Source organism: Acinetobacter sp. SH20PTE14 (assembly GCF_021391555.1).
In the GTDB taxonomy this organism is placed as follows: domain Bacteria; phylum Pseudomonadota; class Gammaproteobacteria; order Pseudomonadales; family Moraxellaceae; genus Acinetobacter; species Acinetobacter amyesii.
This window is the reverse complement of sequence record NZ_CP090067.1, coordinates 2,481,799-2,499,097: the sequence shown is the minus strand read 5'-3', so window position 1 is coordinate 2,499,097 and position 17,299 is coordinate 2,481,799. Positions and strand designations below refer to the sequence as shown.

General features: G+C 41.3%; 15 protein-coding genes. 7 read left to right on the top strand and 8 right to left on the bottom strand.

Annotated elements, in window-relative coordinates; genetic code table 11:
* Positions 1-36: 36 nt before the first annotated feature.
* The 4 genes from LXF01_RS12290 to LXF01_RS12275 form a co-directional block, all read right to left on the bottom strand.
* Positions 37-891 carry an SPFH domain-containing protein gene (locus LXF01_RS12290; protein WP_078189969.1) on the bottom strand — a complete coding sequence of 285 codons (855 nt, stop codon included), beginning with the start codon at positions 889-891 and terminating at the stop codon, positions 37-39.
* Positions 892-907: 16 nt separating this feature from the next.
* A complete protein-coding gene (locus tag LXF01_RS12285) occupies positions 908-1,390 on the bottom strand; it encodes an NfeD family protein (protein ID WP_180024071.1) in 483 nt (160 codons plus the stop codon).
* Positions 1,391-1,489: 99 nt separating this feature from the next.
* Positions 1,490-2,413 carry a patatin-like phospholipase family protein gene (locus LXF01_RS12280; RefSeq protein WP_078189967.1) on the bottom strand — a complete coding sequence of 308 codons (924 nt, stop codon included), beginning with the start codon at positions 2,411-2,413 and terminating at the stop codon, positions 1,490-1,492.
* Positions 2,414-2,474: 61 nt separating this feature from the next.
* Complete coding sequence (locus LXF01_RS12275) at positions 2,475-3,110, bottom strand: 1-acyl-sn-glycerol-3-phosphate acyltransferase (protein WP_233944449.1); 636 nt, start codon at positions 3,108-3,110, stop codon at positions 2,475-2,477.
* Positions 3,111-3,278: 168 nt separating this feature from the next.
* Here LXF01_RS12275 and LXF01_RS12270 point away from each other — a divergent pair, with 168 nt between their 5' ends.
* From LXF01_RS12270 to LXF01_RS12250, 5 genes are all read left to right on the top strand, one after another.
* Positions 3,279-4,565 carry an MFS transporter gene (locus tag LXF01_RS12270; protein ID WP_233944448.1) on the top strand — a complete coding sequence of 429 codons (1,287 nt, stop codon included), beginning with the start codon at positions 3,279-3,281 and terminating at the stop codon, positions 4,563-4,565.
* A 127-nt stretch (positions 4,566-4,692) separates the two neighbouring features.
* Entirely contained in the window at positions 4,693-5,808 is a 1,116-nt protein-coding gene (locus tag LXF01_RS12265) for a porin (RefSeq protein WP_233944447.1), read from the top strand.
* A gap of 141 nt (positions 5,809-5,949) precedes the next feature.
* Positions 5,950-7,620, top strand: a complete 1,671-nt coding sequence (locus tag LXF01_RS12260) for a phosphoethanolamine transferase (RefSeq protein WP_233944446.1) — start codon at positions 5,950-5,952, stop codon at positions 7,618-7,620.
* A 4-nt stretch (positions 7,621-7,624) separates the two neighbouring features.
* Positions 7,625-8,293, top strand: a complete 669-nt coding sequence (locus LXF01_RS12255) for a response regulator transcription factor (RefSeq protein ID WP_078189962.1) — start codon at positions 7,625-7,627, stop codon at positions 8,291-8,293.
* A 19-nt stretch (positions 8,294-8,312) separates the two neighbouring features.
* The gene (locus LXF01_RS12250) at positions 8,313-9,632 is read left to right on the top strand and encodes an ATP-binding protein (protein ID WP_233944445.1); all 1,320 of its coding nucleotides are present in this window, start codon (positions 8,313-8,315) and stop codon (positions 9,630-9,632) included.
* Positions 9,633-9,675: 43 nt separating this feature from the next.
* Here LXF01_RS12250 and LXF01_RS12245 read toward each other — a convergent pair whose 3' ends face one another.
* Positions 9,676-10,383 (bottom strand): phosphatase PAP2 family protein, encoded by a 708-nt coding sequence (locus LXF01_RS12245; protein ID WP_233944444.1) that lies wholly within the window; start codon positions 10,381-10,383, stop codon positions 9,676-9,678.
* Positions 10,384-10,555: 172 nt separating this feature from the next.
* Here LXF01_RS12245 and LXF01_RS12240 point away from each other — a divergent pair, with 172 nt between their 5' ends.
* Positions 10,556-11,254: an HAD family hydrolase gene (locus LXF01_RS12240; RefSeq protein ID WP_233944443.1), complete on the top strand. Its 699-nt coding sequence runs from the start codon at positions 10,556-10,558 to the stop codon at positions 11,252-11,254.
* A 76-nt stretch (positions 11,255-11,330) separates the two neighbouring features.
* On the opposite strand, the gene LXF01_RS12235 is transcribed toward LXF01_RS12240, so the two are convergent.
* From LXF01_RS12235 to dhaK, 3 genes are all read right to left on the bottom strand, one after another.
* A complete protein-coding gene (locus LXF01_RS12235; protein ID WP_233944442.1) occupies positions 11,331-12,518 on the bottom strand; it encodes an ammonium transporter in 1,188 nt (395 codons plus the stop codon).
* A gap of 602 nt (positions 12,519-13,120) precedes the next feature.
* Positions 13,121-13,798 (bottom strand): DUF421 domain-containing protein, encoded by a 678-nt coding sequence (locus tag LXF01_RS12230; protein WP_233944441.1) that lies wholly within the window; start codon positions 13,796-13,798, stop codon positions 13,121-13,123.
* A gap of 222 nt (positions 13,799-14,020) precedes the next feature.
* Positions 14,021-15,751, bottom strand: coding sequence for a dihydroxyacetone kinase subunit DhaK (gene dhaK / locus LXF01_RS12225; RefSeq protein ID WP_233944440.1), 1,731 nt, complete (start codon positions 15,749-15,751; stop codon positions 14,021-14,023).
* A 381-nt stretch (positions 15,752-16,132) separates the two neighbouring features.
* Here dhaK and LXF01_RS12220 point away from each other — a divergent pair, with 381 nt between their 5' ends.
* Complete coding sequence (locus LXF01_RS12220) at positions 16,133-17,269, top strand: GGDEF domain-containing protein (RefSeq protein WP_233944439.1); 1,137 nt, start codon at positions 16,133-16,135, stop codon at positions 17,267-17,269.
* The last annotated feature ends 30 nt before the right edge of the window (positions 17,270-17,299 follow it).

The following is a 17,299-nucleotide window of genomic DNA, read 5'->3' as shown; positions in this document are numbered from 1 at the left end:
CCGTATGTCACGACCCATTTTTATTAATGTGAAGATTTAGTTATTACGTCCCATCACACCACGAATCGTATTCAGTACATCCGCAGGTAATACCACAGTTTTGGCATTATTAGATTTAGCCATATCTTGCATGGCTTTGACGTATTGTTCACCCAGTAAGTACGCAACTGGAATTTCTTTATCGCCGACGGCTGAACTCACCATTTCAATTGCACGTTGAGAAGACTCTGCTAGTACCACTTGAGCTTCTGCATCACGACGAGAGGCTTCCAAACGACCATCCGCTTCCAAAATAGCCGCTTGTTTTTCACCGTCTGCCTTGGTCACTGTCGCACGACGTTGACGTTCAGCGGCCGCTTGCTCTTCCATCGCAGCTTGCATGGTATGAGAAGGTTTAATATCTTGAATTTCTACAGTTTTAAGCGTAATACCCCAGTCAGAGATATCATCAGAAATAGCAGCTTTAAGTTTAGCCTTAATATGATCACGCGATGACAGTGCATCATCGAGGTCCATTTCACCAACAATAGACCGCAAAGAGGTTTGAACTAAGTTTTGAATCGCCCATGTGTAGTTTTCAATACCATAAACTGCTTTTTCAGGCGTGGTTAAGTTGATATAAGCCACAGCATTCATCAGCAGTACCGCATTGTCACGTGTGATCACTTCCTGAGAGGGAATATCTAACACGATATCTTTGGTTGTGACTTTATAAGCCACTTCATCGACATACGGAATCACAAAGTTCAGCCCCGGATTGAGCGTTGTATGGTATTTACCTAAACGCTGAACAATCCATTTATAACCTTGGGGAACAATACGGACACCTTTAAAAATGGTGACGGCTACAAAAACTAAGAGCGCTAAAAAAACAATAGAAACACCAGACATGTCATTTCTCACTTATTTATGGATTGTCAGTGGGGTGGTTGCTGCTGCTGTGCAGTTGGACGACTAAATCATTGCCTAAAATATCGGTCACGCGAACACGGTCGCCGACTTGAAGTGCATCTTGGGTACGGCAATGCCATTCGTCTGAACCTAAAACAGGCATCGGGAAGCGAACTTTAACGCTGCCATGATTGAGCTGGGTTTGAATCACCATACCCACTTGGCCAATCGTCGCTTCACGGGACAGACCTGCTTTGGTTTTATCAATGGATAAAGGCTTAATAAATTTGAACCACAAAAATGTGCAGAGCACGGCAAAAATAATCCAAACCACAATTTGGACATTAAAGTCCATGGATGGAAAGATCCAATATAAGATCCCAACCAAAATTGCAGAAACGCCAAACCATAGCGCAGCAAAAGACGGCAAAATTAGTTCAAAAAGCATCAAAGCGACGCCCAATACAAACCAGTGCCAAGGTTCTAAAATAAATTCCATACATCTACTCTTATATAAGGGTGAATTGATATAGATGAACCAGTATCTATATCAATGTAGCAGATGTATAACTCAATGAATATAAAAAAAATCGTTGAATTATATTTTCGCTTTTGGTGCTGGTTTAAAGGCCGCAGGGGACTGTTTAAAGTTATCGATCGCCTTAATAATGCTATTCACTTTGAGCTGTGCGGCTTTTTCACCTTCTAAAATCGTCGCATTGCTCGACTTCAAATCGAGTGTGCCGATATGTCCCACTTTAGGTTGAATCACGAAATTGGCATTTTTTAGTTCTTCATTAATACTTTGTTGTCCCATGATGTTAATGGTTTGATCGAGCAAACCAAACATGCTTACGGCTTTGCTACCATCAGGACGCGCAGAAATATCCACCGCAATCACGATATCTGCACCCATATCACGTGCGGTTTTCACTGGAATTGGGCTGACTAAGCCACCATCGACATATTTCACCCCTGCAATAGTCGCAGGTACAAATACATTCGGAATGCTGCACGATGCACGTACCGCTTGGCCTGCATTACCACGGTTAAATTCAGTTTTACTGCCATTATCCAAACGGGTGGCTACAGCAGCAAAGCGTTTTGGAAATTGTTCAATCGATTTATTGCCGACGTTTTTATTGACAAAGTCTTGCAATTTTTGCCCTTGAATAATGCCTTGGCTATTTAAGGTTAAGTCACGAATATCAGACTCTTTAAAGTTCAGGGCCAATTGCTGCATTTGATAAGGCGTTTTACCGCTGGCGTACAAGCTGCCAACAAAACTACCCGCACTGGTCCCAGTCACAATTTTAGGTTTAATACCGTGCGATTCAAGCACTTTAAGCACACCAATATGAGCAAAACCTTTGGCACCGCCACCACCGAGCGCAATCGCGATCACCGGTTCACGTGCTTTGGCAGGTGTAGGTGTCGTGGTTGCAGGCGTTTTGGTTGCAGAATCACAGCCAGTGAGTGCCAATACAAAGAGGCTAGGAATCAGGTAATGCAAAAGTTTCATGTGTGAAATCTGATTGTTAAATATACAAAGTGCACATCACATCAAAAAAGTAGCCATTTGACTAGGGCTTTTTCCAGTGCTTTTGTAACGGCAAGGCCAACCATTCGGGATTTTTCGGGGAAAATTTGCCATCATAAATCATCAAAATTTTTTCAAGATCAGTTTCAAAATCTCCACTGGGTTCAAAAACACCCAAGCAATGAATGGTTTTCTTTGCATAATCAAAGCTAAACATCACAATAGGTATCTGTGCTTCATAGGCAATATAGTAAAAACCACTGCGGATTTTATCGGCTTTTTTTCGTGTTCCCTCAGGTGCCATTCCAATCCAAATTTGATCTGTCGCTTGGACAATCTCAGCAATTTCACGTGTCAGTCCATGTGGATTTTCACGCTGCACAGGGATCACGCCGACCCAATCCAAAAGTGGTTTTAAGGGAGTATCAAAAAGGGTGTTTTTACCAAAAATGGTGATTTTTATCCCGATTCCAAGCAAGGCGAGAAAACCATGCCATGCATCTATATTAGAAGTATGCGGAGAAATGATTGCCACAGCTTTGGCAAGGTTGGGAAATTCGCCGTCAAATTTCCATCCTTGTGCCAAAAAAAGTTTTTTAAAAATAGCGCGGCTCAGGGGGGAGCCGCGTGATGGAACTTGATCGGGCAAACCCGGAAATAATTGAGTCTTTTGATTCATTGCATATTCTTATATAAGTGAAATCCATTTTCGACGTGATGCACTTTAAAAATACGGCATCAGTATTGACCTTTATCTTAGGTCGATGATTTTTTTAGATCATTGGCAAAATAGCCGTATTTTGACTACTCTAAATGTAACTTCAGCGCATTCAACATTTAGGAACTTATGATCCAGCTTCGTCAGCTCTATCTTTTACTGTTTTCCTTATATTGGGCGCAAGGGTTACCTGTCGGTTTTATGACGCATGCTTTACCAGTGATTTTAAGAGCGCAAGATGTATCTTTGGCGCATATTGGTGGCTTTGGATTACTCATGCTGCCATGGTCGATCAAAGTTTTTTGGGCACCGTGGATTGATCGACATGGTTCAAGGTCCAAAGGGCACTATCGGAGTTGGATTATTCCAATGCAGTTGTTGTCCGTGGTGGTCTTGGTCTTCCTGTCTTTTTTGCCGATCCAAAGCTTGAATGAACCAATGTATTTGCTGCTGTTTTTTGTGGCTTTACTCAGTATGAATTTGGTTGGTGCGACTCAAGATGTCGCAACCGATGGCTTGGCTGTCAATATTTTAAAAACCAACCAACAGCACTGGGGCAATTCTTTTCAGGTGATTGGTTCAAGACTCGGCTTTATTGTCGGTGGTGGCGCTGTACTTTGGGCTTTAGATTGGTTGGATTGGCAAGCCACATTTCTGTTTTTAGCGGCATTGGTATTCATCAATACGATTCCTATTTTTCTATATCGAGAACCTTTAAAGCCACAGCTCAACATAATTTCCTCTCAAGAGAATGATAACAACCATAAGCATACTTCAGGCTTGTTCTATGCTATTCGCCAGTATTTGGCTTATTTTACCCAAACCAAAACCCTTACACTGTGGCTCATGATCTTATTGAGTTTTAAGCTTGCAGATGGTCTGGCAGGTCCTTTACTTAAGCCACTGATGGTCGATTTAGGATTGAGTTTTAGTCAAATTGGTCTGTATGTCACCATGTTAGGTGCGGTGGCTGCTTTAATTGGGGCGGGGCTTGCAGGTCTTAGCTTGAAGTATATTTCTCGGGCACAGGCCTTGGTTTTCTATTCGGTATTGAAAATATTCAGTTTATTGGCCTATGCATGGCTGGCTTTGCAGTTCGAGGCAAAACGGCCCGTCCATGAATGGCTGATCTATGGGATCAATGCTGCCGAAGACATGATTTCAGCCATGCTGCTTGTGATCATGCTGACTTTGGTGATGCAATATAGTCGTAAAGCATTTGCAGCAACGGACTTTACATTTCAGGTTGCAATTATGGCTACGGTGAGTGGGGGGCTGTATAGCATCAGTGGCATAGTGGCCGATCAGTTGGGTTATAGCACTTATTTATTTTGGATCACAGGTTTGGCTGCATTGAGCTTAGTCCCGATTCTATTTTGGGTAAAAGCATCAAAAAATGACCAAAATCACTTCTAAATCATGATTTTGGTTGTTTTTTATCAGCTAAAGCACTAAAAGAGCAATGCAAATATTATTTTAATAATTTTGTAATATGTTTCGCGTGTGTAATATCTGTTACAAAATAATTTAAGGAAAATTTTTGATGAAAACTAAGTTAGCAGCGGCTATCGCATTGAGCCTTTTGGCTGGGTCAACCTTTGCAGCACCAACCTTCTACGGTGAAATTGATGCGTCTGTTGATTATTTACCTGAAGATAATAAAACAGGTTTTTCAGACAAAGATGTCGTTGAGCTTAATTCAAACAACTCATTCATTGGTCTTAAAGGCGACGAGAAGCTTACAGATCGTTTAAGCGCACTGTATCAAGCTGAATTCACTTTCTATGTCGATGATGGTGAAAATGGCTCGGATACGTTTGTACCGCGTAACTTACTCATTGGTTTGAAAGACGAAAAATTAGGTGCAATCAAATTAGGTAAGATCGATACACCTGTTAAACAGCTTTCTTCTGTCGTAGATACATTTAATAACTATGTCGATAATAAAGCAGATATCACCGGTATTCTGACGGGTGAGAACCGTATTGATAACGTTGTTGTCTATGAATCACCAGCTTTTGCATTAGGTGAAGGTAAGGTTAAAGCAACTGCATTATTGGCTTCAGGCGAGGCTTCAGGGATTTCTAAATCAAAAGGTGGCGCTAAAGTCGCTGGTCGTGGTTTAGGTGATGCATGGTCAGCTTCTGTTGTCTATGACAGTAAACCAGTTGTTGTCGGTATTGGTTATGACAAAGCGATTCCATCGAACTTTGGGGGGGTAGGGATTTTAAATGCTTCTCAGCCTGAAGTTACAGGGACTAAAGCTTTTGCTGCAGCAAATACTTTACGTGCGATTGGTCGCATAAATCTTGATGCAGGTTTAGCGTTGAAAGCTTTATATCAAACTTCAGAAGTTGAATCTGTAGCAGGTAATGAAGCTGCAGCTGCGAATATCGATGATGCTCAAGGTTGGTTAGTCGGTGCAGAATACAATCTTCCATCTGCAAAAGCTTGGACAGTAAAAGCACAATATAGTCAAAATACAACGTCATACAAAGATGGTGATGACTTTGATGCGCAGCAATTTATTGCAGGTGCAGATTATGCATTTAGCAAACAAGTCAAAGCATATGGTTATGCGGGTTACTTAACACTAGAAAAAGGTCCAGATGAAAGCGAACAACCCGTATTGGGTACAGGTCTAGAATTTAAATTCTAGGGTTTCGATTTAAGTTGTTTAAAAGGCGATGTTTTACATCGCCTTTTTTATTTTATCTGGATTGGTTTTTAATTAGTTTTAAGTGATTTTTAAGTTTGAATTTTTAGATTAGAGCATCAAAGATCAATAATTGATGCCAATATGCTTCAGGTCATAGCTAAAATACAGCAAAAAATTCCAAGACTTAGTTTAAGTCAATTTAACCTCGTGCTTGCCTTATGGCTTGGGGTGGTTTTGAACCTCGCGTTTTATCAGCAAATCCAGCAGCTCACACCTTATACGGGGCTGAAGGCCGGACTATTTTTAGCGGCAACCGTACTGGTGGTAGTGGCACTTTATAATGTGCTGATGCAACTCCTGCAATGGCGATGGAATTCAAAACTTTTGGCGAGTGTTTTGCTGATCATTGGTGGCTTGAGTGCTTATTTCGTCAATAGTTTAGGCGTGACCATTACATCTGACCAAGTGCAGAACATGATGCAAACAGATGTAAAGGAAGTGCAGGATTTAATCTCGCCACAATTTTTTATCTGGGTCTTTGGACTGGTTATTTTGCCAGTGCTATTGATCTGGCTTTTGCCACTGCATAAAGAAGCCCTAAGCACGGTCGTAGCCAAAAAGGGTCTACATATAGTGCTATCGCTCATCCTTTTGGGTGCTTTGCTGTTTGTTTATTTTGTCGATTATGCTGCGATCTTTCGTGAGCATCGTGACTTAAAAGGCATGCTCTCACCACAAAACACTATCGCTTCTATATTTTCCTATTATCACAAAAAAGCACCGAAACAGAATTTGCCATTGTTGATCTATGGTGAAGATGCACATATGGTTGAAAACGTAAGCGCCAAAAGCTTACCAAAATTGATGGTCTTAGTGGTTGGTGAAACTGCGCGCGCGGAAAGTTTTTCACTGAATGGCTATGCTAAAAATACCAATCCTGAACTCAGTCAGCAAAATATTATCAATTTTAGCCAAGTCAGTTCATGTGGCACCGCAACCGCTGTGTCTGTTCCTTGTATGTTCTCGGGAATGCCGAGAACCGAATATGACGAACAGCTTGCAAGTCATCGCGAAGGTTTACTCGATATTGCACAGCGTGCAGGCTATAAGGTGACGTGGCTAGATAATAATTCAGGCTGTAAGGGTACATGCACACGTGTTGAAAAATATGAATTTCCTGAAGCGCTGAAGAAAAAGTGGTGTGATGCCGATGGCGAATGTCATGATGAAATCTTAGTGGATGGTTTGAAGGCATATTTGGCTTCGATCCCCAAAGCAGATCCAACTCCCCGTTTAGTTGTGTTACACCAAATGGGCAGTCATGGCCCTGCTTATTTCAAACGAAGTACCGCAGCGTTTCAAAAATTTAAGCCAACCTGTAATAGCAATGCCATACAGGGATGTAGCTCGACAGAATTAATAAATAGTTATGACAACAGTATTATCTATACCGACCATGTGCTGAGTGAATTGATTAACACCTTAAAAGTGACTGACCACTATCAAACAGGACTGTGGTATTTGTCCGATCATGGCGAGTCGACAGGTGAGCATGGCTTATATTTACACGGTTCTCCATACGCAATTGCACCGTCACAGCAAACCCATGTACCGATGTTGATGTGGTTTTCACCGGCTTGGCAAAAAAATAATTCAGCGCAATATACTTGTTTAATTGCACAAAAAAGCCAAAAATTAAGTCAGGATAATTTATTTCCATCGCTATTGAGTTTGCTCGATGTGCAGACTCAAGTGATTGATGAAAAAAACAATATGTTGCAACAATGTACTTCAGTACAGCGCAGGACTTAAGCCCATGCACAAAATCCTTATTATTGAAGATGATTTCATGATTGCCGAATCGACTAAAACCTTGTTGAACTATCAACAGTTTGAAGTCGAGTGGGTGAATAATGGTATCGATGGCTTAAAGCTCATAATGCAAGGGGGGATTGATATCGTCTTGCTAGATCTTGGTTTGCCGATGATGGATGGTATGCAAGTCCTGAAACAAATTCGTCAAATGCAGCCCAAATTGCCGGTATTAATCATCTCGGCACGTGATCAATTACAAAATCGTGTAGATGGATTAAACCATGGGGCAGATGACTATCTAATTAAACCTTATGAGTTTGATGAATTACTTGCACGGATTCATGCGCTTCTTCGACGCACAGGGCTGAGTTCAGTCGAAGCACCACAGAAAATTTTAAAACATGGTGAATTGATTTTAGATATTGAGCAGCATCTTGCACGCTATAAGGGTCAATATGTCGATTTATCTAACCGTGAATGGGCCATATTGATTCCATTGGTGACACATCCGAATAAGATTTTTTCTAAAGCCAATTTAGAAGATAAGCTTTACGATTTTGATAGTGATATCAGCAGTAATACTATTGAAGTGTATGTGCATCATCTCAGAACAAAATTAGACAAAGATTTTATTCGCACCATTCGTGGTTTAGGTTATCGACTCGGTTAAGGCAAAGGAATTATCAACCATGCACCAGCCTTATTCTCTGAAAAAGAGACTAATTATTTATGTGTCTGTTTTCAGTATGCTTTTGGGCTGTCTTTTGGTGTTTTCAGCATATCGAATTGCGCTTGAAGAAATTAATGAAATTTTAGATGCGCAAATGCAAAATTTGGCGGAACGTGTTGCAGAGCATGATCCGCAGCCCATTCGCAGTGAATTTGATCAACATAAGCATTATCACGAAGAGGATTTATTTGTTGATGTGTGGACCTATCAATCCAATGCACATCAAACCCATCAATTAAAATTATTGGTCGCGCCTCAGCCCAAAGCCGGTTTTTATACCCACAGTACCCAACAGGATGAGTGGCATACCTATATTTTGCCACTCACAGATCGGCAAATTCAGGTCAGTCAGCAAGAGTCGGTTCGGCAGCATCTTGCAGCAGAATTGGCCAGTAGTATGTTTATTCCCTATTTGGTTTTTATACCTTTTGCATTAATCGCTTTGGGATGGTTGATTCAACGCAGCTTAAACCCACTGGAAAAATTTAAAAAAGAACTGGCAAAAAGGGATGCCTTTGAACTTTCTCCAATCTCTCAAATGCCGTATCCAGAGGAAATTGCACCAACCATTATTGAAATGAACCAGTTGTTTGAACGAATTTCGTTGTCGCAGCAGGAACAGCGCCAGTTTATTGCTGACGCAGCGCATGAGTTACGGACCCCGATTACCGCACTGAATTTGCAAATGCAGATTTTGCTACAAAAATTTCCACAAGATGACGCTCTACAAAATTTGAGTAAAGGTTTAATTCGTATTCAGCATTTGGTCAGTCAATTATTGAGTTTGGCAAAACAAGACGCCTCGGTCTTTGAACTTGAGCGCAAACAACATTTTGATCTTAAGCAAGTCGCAACCAATTGCGTGGAGCAACTGGTACATTTGGCGATGCAAAAAGATATTGACCTTGGCATGGAGCAACAACAAAGCATTGCCTTATATAGTCTTGAGCCAACGGTACATTCAATCATTTTTAATTTGATTGATAATGCCATTAAATATACCCCTGCACAGGGCATGATTAATGTCTCCGTCTTTGAACATGCGGGGCAGGCGGTTGTACAGGTTGAAGATAGTGGGCCTGGCATCGACCCAGCTTTATATGAGCAAATTCGAAAACGCTTTTATCGAATTTATAATCATGAAGAAATTGGAAGTGGTTTAGGGCTGGCAATCGTGGATAAAGCCGCAAAACATATCGGTGCGGAATTGGAGTTTTCTAAAAGTGAAACATTGGGTGGTCTGAAAGTGAGTTTACAGATCCCATTTAGTGAATCATGAGTGACTCAATCATTTTCAGATCAAGCTCAATTCAGGGACTTAATTAGATCCATGTAAAAGGTTTGCTGTTTTGCTGCGTAGTCGATGCAGTGAAATGGCGAGAAAACAGCACATACATGACACAATTAAATGCCCAAATGATCCATACGGTCCAAAGGTTATGACTCAGAAAATGCGCACCCCGCATCATTTGCGCCCAGCCAAAAGCAAAGCCTAAAATCAGCCCTGCACATAAAAAGAAATAGGCACGGGCAGGTCGATGTATTCGATAAACAAAATATCCGGTGATTAGGGCAAAACCAGTCGCAGCATGGCCACCCGGGAAGCAGTGTCCTTGGCGTGCTGAAAAATCCCAAGAAAAGCCTTGGGCTGTGGCGACAGTCATATTCCAAGGGCAGGCATGCGCAGATTGTGATTTGAGCAACCCAATGATTGCCGTGCTGAGTAGAGCCACTACGATAAAATAACCGAATTCAAACTTACGTGCTTTCAGATGCGGATATTTAAAACTGCATATCCATGCTGCGATATACAGGACATAAACGCCTATGACGATATTCTTGATATAACGATGGTTCAGCACAGCAAGTGCCCAATCATTACGATGAGGAAAACTACCATGTAGGTCGACCCAAGGCTGAATAAAAGCTTGGTCGAGCGAACCACCGACGGGAAAAACATAAAGGAGGCCAACCAAACTGAGTGTGAGCAGCAGGGTTTGTCGCAATAAAAAGGTACGGTTCGAGAGCATAAGTCGTGTGATGTGCCGAAATTATTTTGTTTGAATGCTGCTATTTGAAACCACAAAACTTAAATCAGACTTAATCGGCTATTTGAACTGTATTGATATCGATAGTGAAGAAGGTGCATAAAGCAAAACGGGCATTGTGTTAAAGTTTTTGAAAACTCAGTAATGAAGATTTATGAGCATACGTGCAGTCCTTTTTGATTTAGATAATACCTTGACTCACCGAGATCACAGCGTTCAGGCCTATACGCAGTATTTAGCCGAGTCTTATCAGTCGACGTTGGCGGAGGTAGACCTTGTACAGATTAAACGTATTATTAACCGTATAGATAATGGGGGATATCCGAAAAAAGAACTCCTTACACATCCGAGTATTGGGGCATCTGTCGCTTATGCTCTACAAACGGAGCTGGATTGGATACAACGCCCTGATTTTGATGAACTCACACAATTTTGGTTTCAGCACTTTGGTCAGTTTGCTGTGGCGATGCCAGGAGCATTGACCTTGCTGCAGCAACTAAAACAACAGCAGTATAAATTGGCGGTGGTGTCGAATGGTGGACATGCCACACGCCTGAATATTTTAAATGGACTGGGTTTTGCATCGTATTTTGATCAGATCATCAGCTCGGAAAGTGCACGCATCAGTAAGCCCAAAGTTGAAATATTTCAGTACAGTTGTCGTGAGTTGGGCGTGACGGAAACCGAGTGTTTATTTATTGGTGATCATCCTGTCAATGATATTTATGGTGCGAGCCAAGCAGGGATGTCTGCCGTATTGCTTGAAGGCTTTCATACTTTAAGTGCAGAACAACAGCACAGCATTCCGAATAAAATTCAGCATTTGGATCAGGTCTTAGATTTTCTAAAATAAGGTGATTTAAACTCAAGCTTTAAGCGAAGTCCAGGGTAAAAAAAAGCGGCATAAATGCCGCTTTAGATTGTGTTGTTTAGAACATGTTTTCATCCGAGTTGGCTGAAATACGGTGAATACTTAAGTCTGCACCACGGAATTCTTCTTCTTGATCTAGGCGAATGCCCATCGTTACTTTGAGTAGACCATAAACGATGAATCCACCTGCCAATGCAATCACGATCGCGAGTAGCGTGCCGATACATTGAGAGATCATTGAAATACCGCCTAAACCGCCCAACCATTTTTGTCCAAATACACCCACTGCAATACCACCGAAAGCACCACATACACCATGTAGTGGCCATACGCCAAGTACATCATCGACTTTGAGTTTGTTCTGCGTGTAAGTGAATAATTTTACAAAAATAACTCCAGCAATTGCTCCAATGATTAATGCGCCTACAGGGTGAACCACGTCAGAACCTGCACAAATAGCGACTAAACCTGCTAATGGGCCGTTGTGAAGGAAGCCCGGGTCATTTTTACCCATGAAGTTTGCCGCCAATGTGCCACCGACCATCGCCATGAGAGAGTTAATCGCGACTAATCCTGAAATCGCATCAAGGCGTTGAGCACTCATCACGTTAAAGCCAAACCAGCCGACGATTAAAATCCAAGAACCTAAGGCAAGGAATGGAATACTTGAAGGGGGGTGAGCGCTGATACGACCGTCTTTTTTATAGCGTCCATGACGTGCGCCAAGTAAAAGCACCGCAGCCAAAGCGATCCAACCGCCCATGGCATGTACCACGACCGAACCTGCAAAATCATGAAATGCTGCGCCAAATGTGCGTTCTAACCATACTTGTAGCCCAAAATTACCATTCCATGCCATGCCTTCAAAGAATGGATAGACCAAAGCGACCAATAATAATGTGGCAATCGCTTGAGTCCGCATTTTTGCACGTTCAGCAATACCACCTGAAATAATCGCTGGAATGGCTGCGGCAAAAGTTAGCAGGAAGAAACAACGCATTAAGTTGTAGCCATGATCGGCTGCTAAAGTGTCCCCAATATGAAAAAAGTGCTGACCATAAGAGATGTAATAACCCACAAAAAAGTATGCAATTGCGGAAATAGAAAAGTCAGTCAAAATTTTACTCAGCGCATTGACCTGATTTTTATGTCGTACTGTACCTAATTCTAAAAATGCAAAGCCAGCATGCATGGCAAGAACCAAGACTGCACCAAGAAGGAGAAAGAGGAGATCTATATTTTGCATAAGGTGTTCCAGTTTAGTGCGCTAGTTCACGAAAAGAAGTTCAGTATATCGAGCGGAATAATTTCGAAAAGAGGAGTGAGAGAGGGAAATTTTGATTAAAAAAACTAAAAAATGTAGAAGACTCGATATAAAGCAAAGACTTGCTTGAATATGATAATAATGCACTAAAATAGTGCAATGATGATTTGCAATGACAAAATTAAATGAATGATTATTAAGTGAAAAACTATGTTTTTTGAATCTGTTTAAATAATGAAAAACAAATAGCGCCATTTCTGAGTTAATTCAGGGCAATTCATTATTTTGTATTTTTATCTGATTGATAGATGTTAGTGCGAGAATGAAACTGAAAATTGACGAATGATACATTTTTGGGAGTCTGTCTGAGCATCTTGTGGTCTTCAAAAGATGAAAGCTGGATGTCTTACCTGAACTGAAATAATGCCCAGATATTAACCAGTGAAATCTCTGCTGCTGCACTTTTAGATGGCGAATAAAACATTCAAGGGTGGGTCTGTGGTGATGGTCGTTGGATCTGACTGTATTTTGATGACGTATTTAATTGAAGCGGCACAGAATTTTAAAGTTTTAGCCTTGAATGCTTAAGCTAAACGCTGTGTATTAATCGCTTCAGCCCAGTCACAACATCCGCAGCGCGGGCAGGTATCCTGAGCACCGTGAATGTACATGGTTTTGCCACAGTGCGTACAGGCATACAGCTGATGCATTTTGATATCTCGAACCGCTTTATAGGGTTTCGGAAATAGTGGCAGTCCATAACGCACTTGTTCAGGTGGATAAAACAAAATACTAAATTTTCCATCACTTTCTAATAAACCAACTCGAACTTGTCCAAGATGCTCCACATTTTGCTGACGCATTTCAGAGAAGAATTCATCATGTGACATTTTACCTTGTTTAATCTTTTCTAAAACCAATTCACCATCTTCCACAATGTAGAGGGCTTTACCTTCAATTAAATCTTCAAAGGGCTGGTATTTCATCATTAGCCAAGTGATTACGCGGTATAAACCAATCACTACCGTCATCACAATGAGCGCTTGTAAGAGGGGGAGTTCCTCATCAAACATTGGGTCGCCTGCAATAGAACCCAAAGCAAGGAGTATCGCAACTTCAAAGATGGATAACTGTCGCACCCCGCGTTTGCCCGTTAGGCGTAAGAATACGATGATTAAAACGAACATAATGACGCTACGCAAAATCACTTCGGCAGCAAAAGTCCATGTGGTGTCATGGATGAAAATTTGAGTGAAATCCATGTCTCATCCTTTTTTATCGTTATATGTATTAAATTAGCAAAGCGCTAGGCGATAAAGCAGCTCAATTGTGTTAATTTTTAAGCATTATCTGAAAATGGATTTCATGCTAACGGTATTGTATGCATGAGATATTTGATGAAAAAAGTTCTTTAAAATAGTCATAAAAAAGCACCGACGAATCGATGCTTTTGATGTGGTCTGGCAATTTTTAAAGATGCTCAGTTATTTAATATGTTCTGCAATATCCGTAAAGATTACACCTAAACCATGTGCGCCAGCATCTGGATAGCCAAGACTACGGTCGCCTACAGTTCCCGCACGTCCCATACGCGCTACGATCTCTTTGGTATTTTCAGCGCCTTGAACCGCCGCTTTTGCACCAAGTACAAAGTTTTCTTTAAAGGATTTATCGGTATGGGCAGACCAAGAATCTGCGCATGGTACAAGTGCATCAATCAGGGTTTTATCACCCACCACTGCGCCGCGTCCAAATGAACGCTCACCTGTAGTTTGAATGCCTTTGACTGCTGCTTGCAGCATCTCTGCGAAATCAGCGACAGTTAAAACTGATTTGCCTTGAATTGATTTCGCTGCCGCACGGAATGCTGAACCCCAGATTGGGCCAGACGCGCCACCACAATGTTCCATAATGCTCATTGAGCAGTTCAGCATGAATTCATCCATCTGCTGCGCTTGAATCAGACTTTGCCATTCACGTTTTAATTGCTTAAAGCCTTTCGCCACGCTCATACCGAAGTCGCCGTCACCAGCATGCGCGTCCAGCTCACAGAATGGCACTTCATTTCTAATGATACAGGCAGACATCACATCCACCACATAGCGCATGTTTTCGATGGTGAATTGCTCATTGCTAATCACCGCATGTTCAGGCTGTGTTTCAACTTGGGTGTTTACTACAGCTTCGGCTGAAGCATCTTTGGATACAAAAGTTAAAGGCTGTGCTGCTGAACCATCCATTTTAAATGCAGGGGTATTGGCTGCTGCATCGAGGTAGGTTTTCAATTCATCATCGACAGCAAGCAAGGACACAGATGCACCATTCATGTCGATACTGGTCATATAGTTGCCGACAAATGTGCGGTAAATTTTGATGCCTTTACGTGCAAGGTGTTCGCATACATCATGGTTAAAGACATACAACTCTTGCAGCGGTGTGCTACCAAAGCCATTGACCAAGACTGCAACTTCTTTCATGTCTGGGCGGTCAAGGAACAGGTCATCCACGATGCGCTGTGCCATTTTTTTGGATGGCAAGATTTTTTCACGACGGATGCCGGGTTCACCGTGAATACCAACACCGTACTCCATTTCATCTTCAGCTAAAGAGAAGGTTGGTGTACCTTTGGCAGGTACGGTGCATGAGCTGTAGGCAAAACCAAGGCTAATGACATTGTCCGCAGCTTTTTGAGCAATCGCTTTTACGTCTGCAAGTTCTAAACCTTTTGATGCTGCTGCACCTGCAATCTTATGTACAAACACTGTACCTGCAACACCACGACGACCGACTGTATATAGGCTGTCTTTAACCGCAATGTCATCTGCCACTTTTACATAGTCAACTTTAATGCCGTCTTCAGTTGCAAGGGCTGCGCCATTCTGGAAATTCATCATATCGCCAGAATAGTTTTTGATGATCATCAGCACGCCTTTGTCAGTCGCAACTTGCTGTAAGGCTTTATAGACCTGAATTTGCGATGGAGATGCAAACACATCACCACATACGGCAGCATCGAGCATGCCTGTACCGACAAAACCTGCATGGGCAGGTTCGTGACCGCTACCACCGCCACTGATCAATGCCACGTTGTTGTGTTTTTCTTTGCGTGAAATGATTTTGTGCGACTCGTTAAATGCGAGTTCAGAATGCGCAAGAACAAAGCCTTTGCACATTTCAATTACGATGTTTTCTGCACCGTTCATGAGTTTTTTCATGGATGTACCAATCTGTATTTATAGGGGAGAATGTAAAAAGTTTATTATTATCGAAAAACATAATGTTTGCTGACATAAAAGTGTAAAAAAGCAATTTTTTGATTAAAGGTTGAGTTTTTATATTGAATGACATTCTAAAAAATGAAGATTACTCATTTTAGATAGGAAAAAATTGCAACGTTAAAAGGGGCTTAAATAATTTGTTAAAAAGAGGCCTAAAGTTTTGCAGATCAACATTGCTAATGGTGCTATAAAGAAAAAGAATCCTTAACTCTGAATAAAAGGATGTCAGTTGTGAAAACCATTTAATTTTTTGATTTATAAATATATATGGGCAAAATGCTAAGAATAAAAAATAAAATAAGTGAAAATTTTAAGTCTTTGAAATTTCATTTATTTGAGACAGACGATGTATTCATTTACTGGCCAGATTTTAATAAGGGCATACTTTTACTTGTATTTGCGCTGCTGATCTTGCTTGGGCATTTGGGTTGGTATGTGGTGAATTACGAGTCTGCAAACCAAATTTGGTTTAGTCAGAGCTATCATGATGAGCGTATTTTTACCACATGGTGTCAGATTTTTTTAACCGCCTTTGTACTTTTACTTGCTTTAGCATTTAAGGGAAATGCGAAGTTCCGTCATTTTATGGGCTGGTTTATTCCGCTATTTTTTGGGCTACTGCTGCTGTATTCAGCCAAAAGTGTTGGCCTTTATAGCCCTGCATCTATGGGCGGAATTTTGAATATTTTGCTGATTGGTTTTGTATTTTATAAACCCAAAGTCATTTATAGCATTATGGTGATTGTGACTTTGGTTTTTGGGGCGATGTGTTATTTCACCGCCATTGGTACATTGGCTTATGCGCCTTTATTTAGTGATCGGCTGAATCAAAGTGATTTGTACACCAATAGTTTTTGGCTTAAAAGTATGTTGATCCTTTACTCACCGATATTAATTACTTCGGCATTATTTTTTGAATTATTGCTGGGTCAGTGGCGTAATCGAGATCAGAAAATTGAAATTTTGAGCCGAATTGATGGTTTAACGGGAGTATACAACCGTCGTTATTTATCTGAATTTATGAATAAAAGACATCAAAAAAAATTCCAAAAATATTCGATGATTCTTTTGGATTTAGATCACTTTAAAAAAATTAATGATAGTTATGGGCATGAAGCGGGCGACTTGGTATTGCGCCAAGTTGCCCATGTGCTCAGACATGCAGTCCGTGAGCAAGATAAGGTTGGTCGTTTTGGCGGGGAGGAATTTTCCTTGGTACTTGCTGATCAGGACTTGTCAAAGGCTTTAGAAATTGCGGAACGCTGCCGTCAGGCTATTGAAGCATTGGAGATTACTCTGCCAGATCAAAGTGTTTTGAAAGTGACGGCGAGTTTTGGTATTGCGACTGCGCAAGAAGGTATGAGAATGGATGAAGTGACGCGTTTGGCGGATCAGGCTCTATATAAATCGAAAGAAAATGGGCGGAATCAGGTGCAGTTTGCTGTATTAGCATGATTGATTTATCTCATCCCTATGGGATGAGAA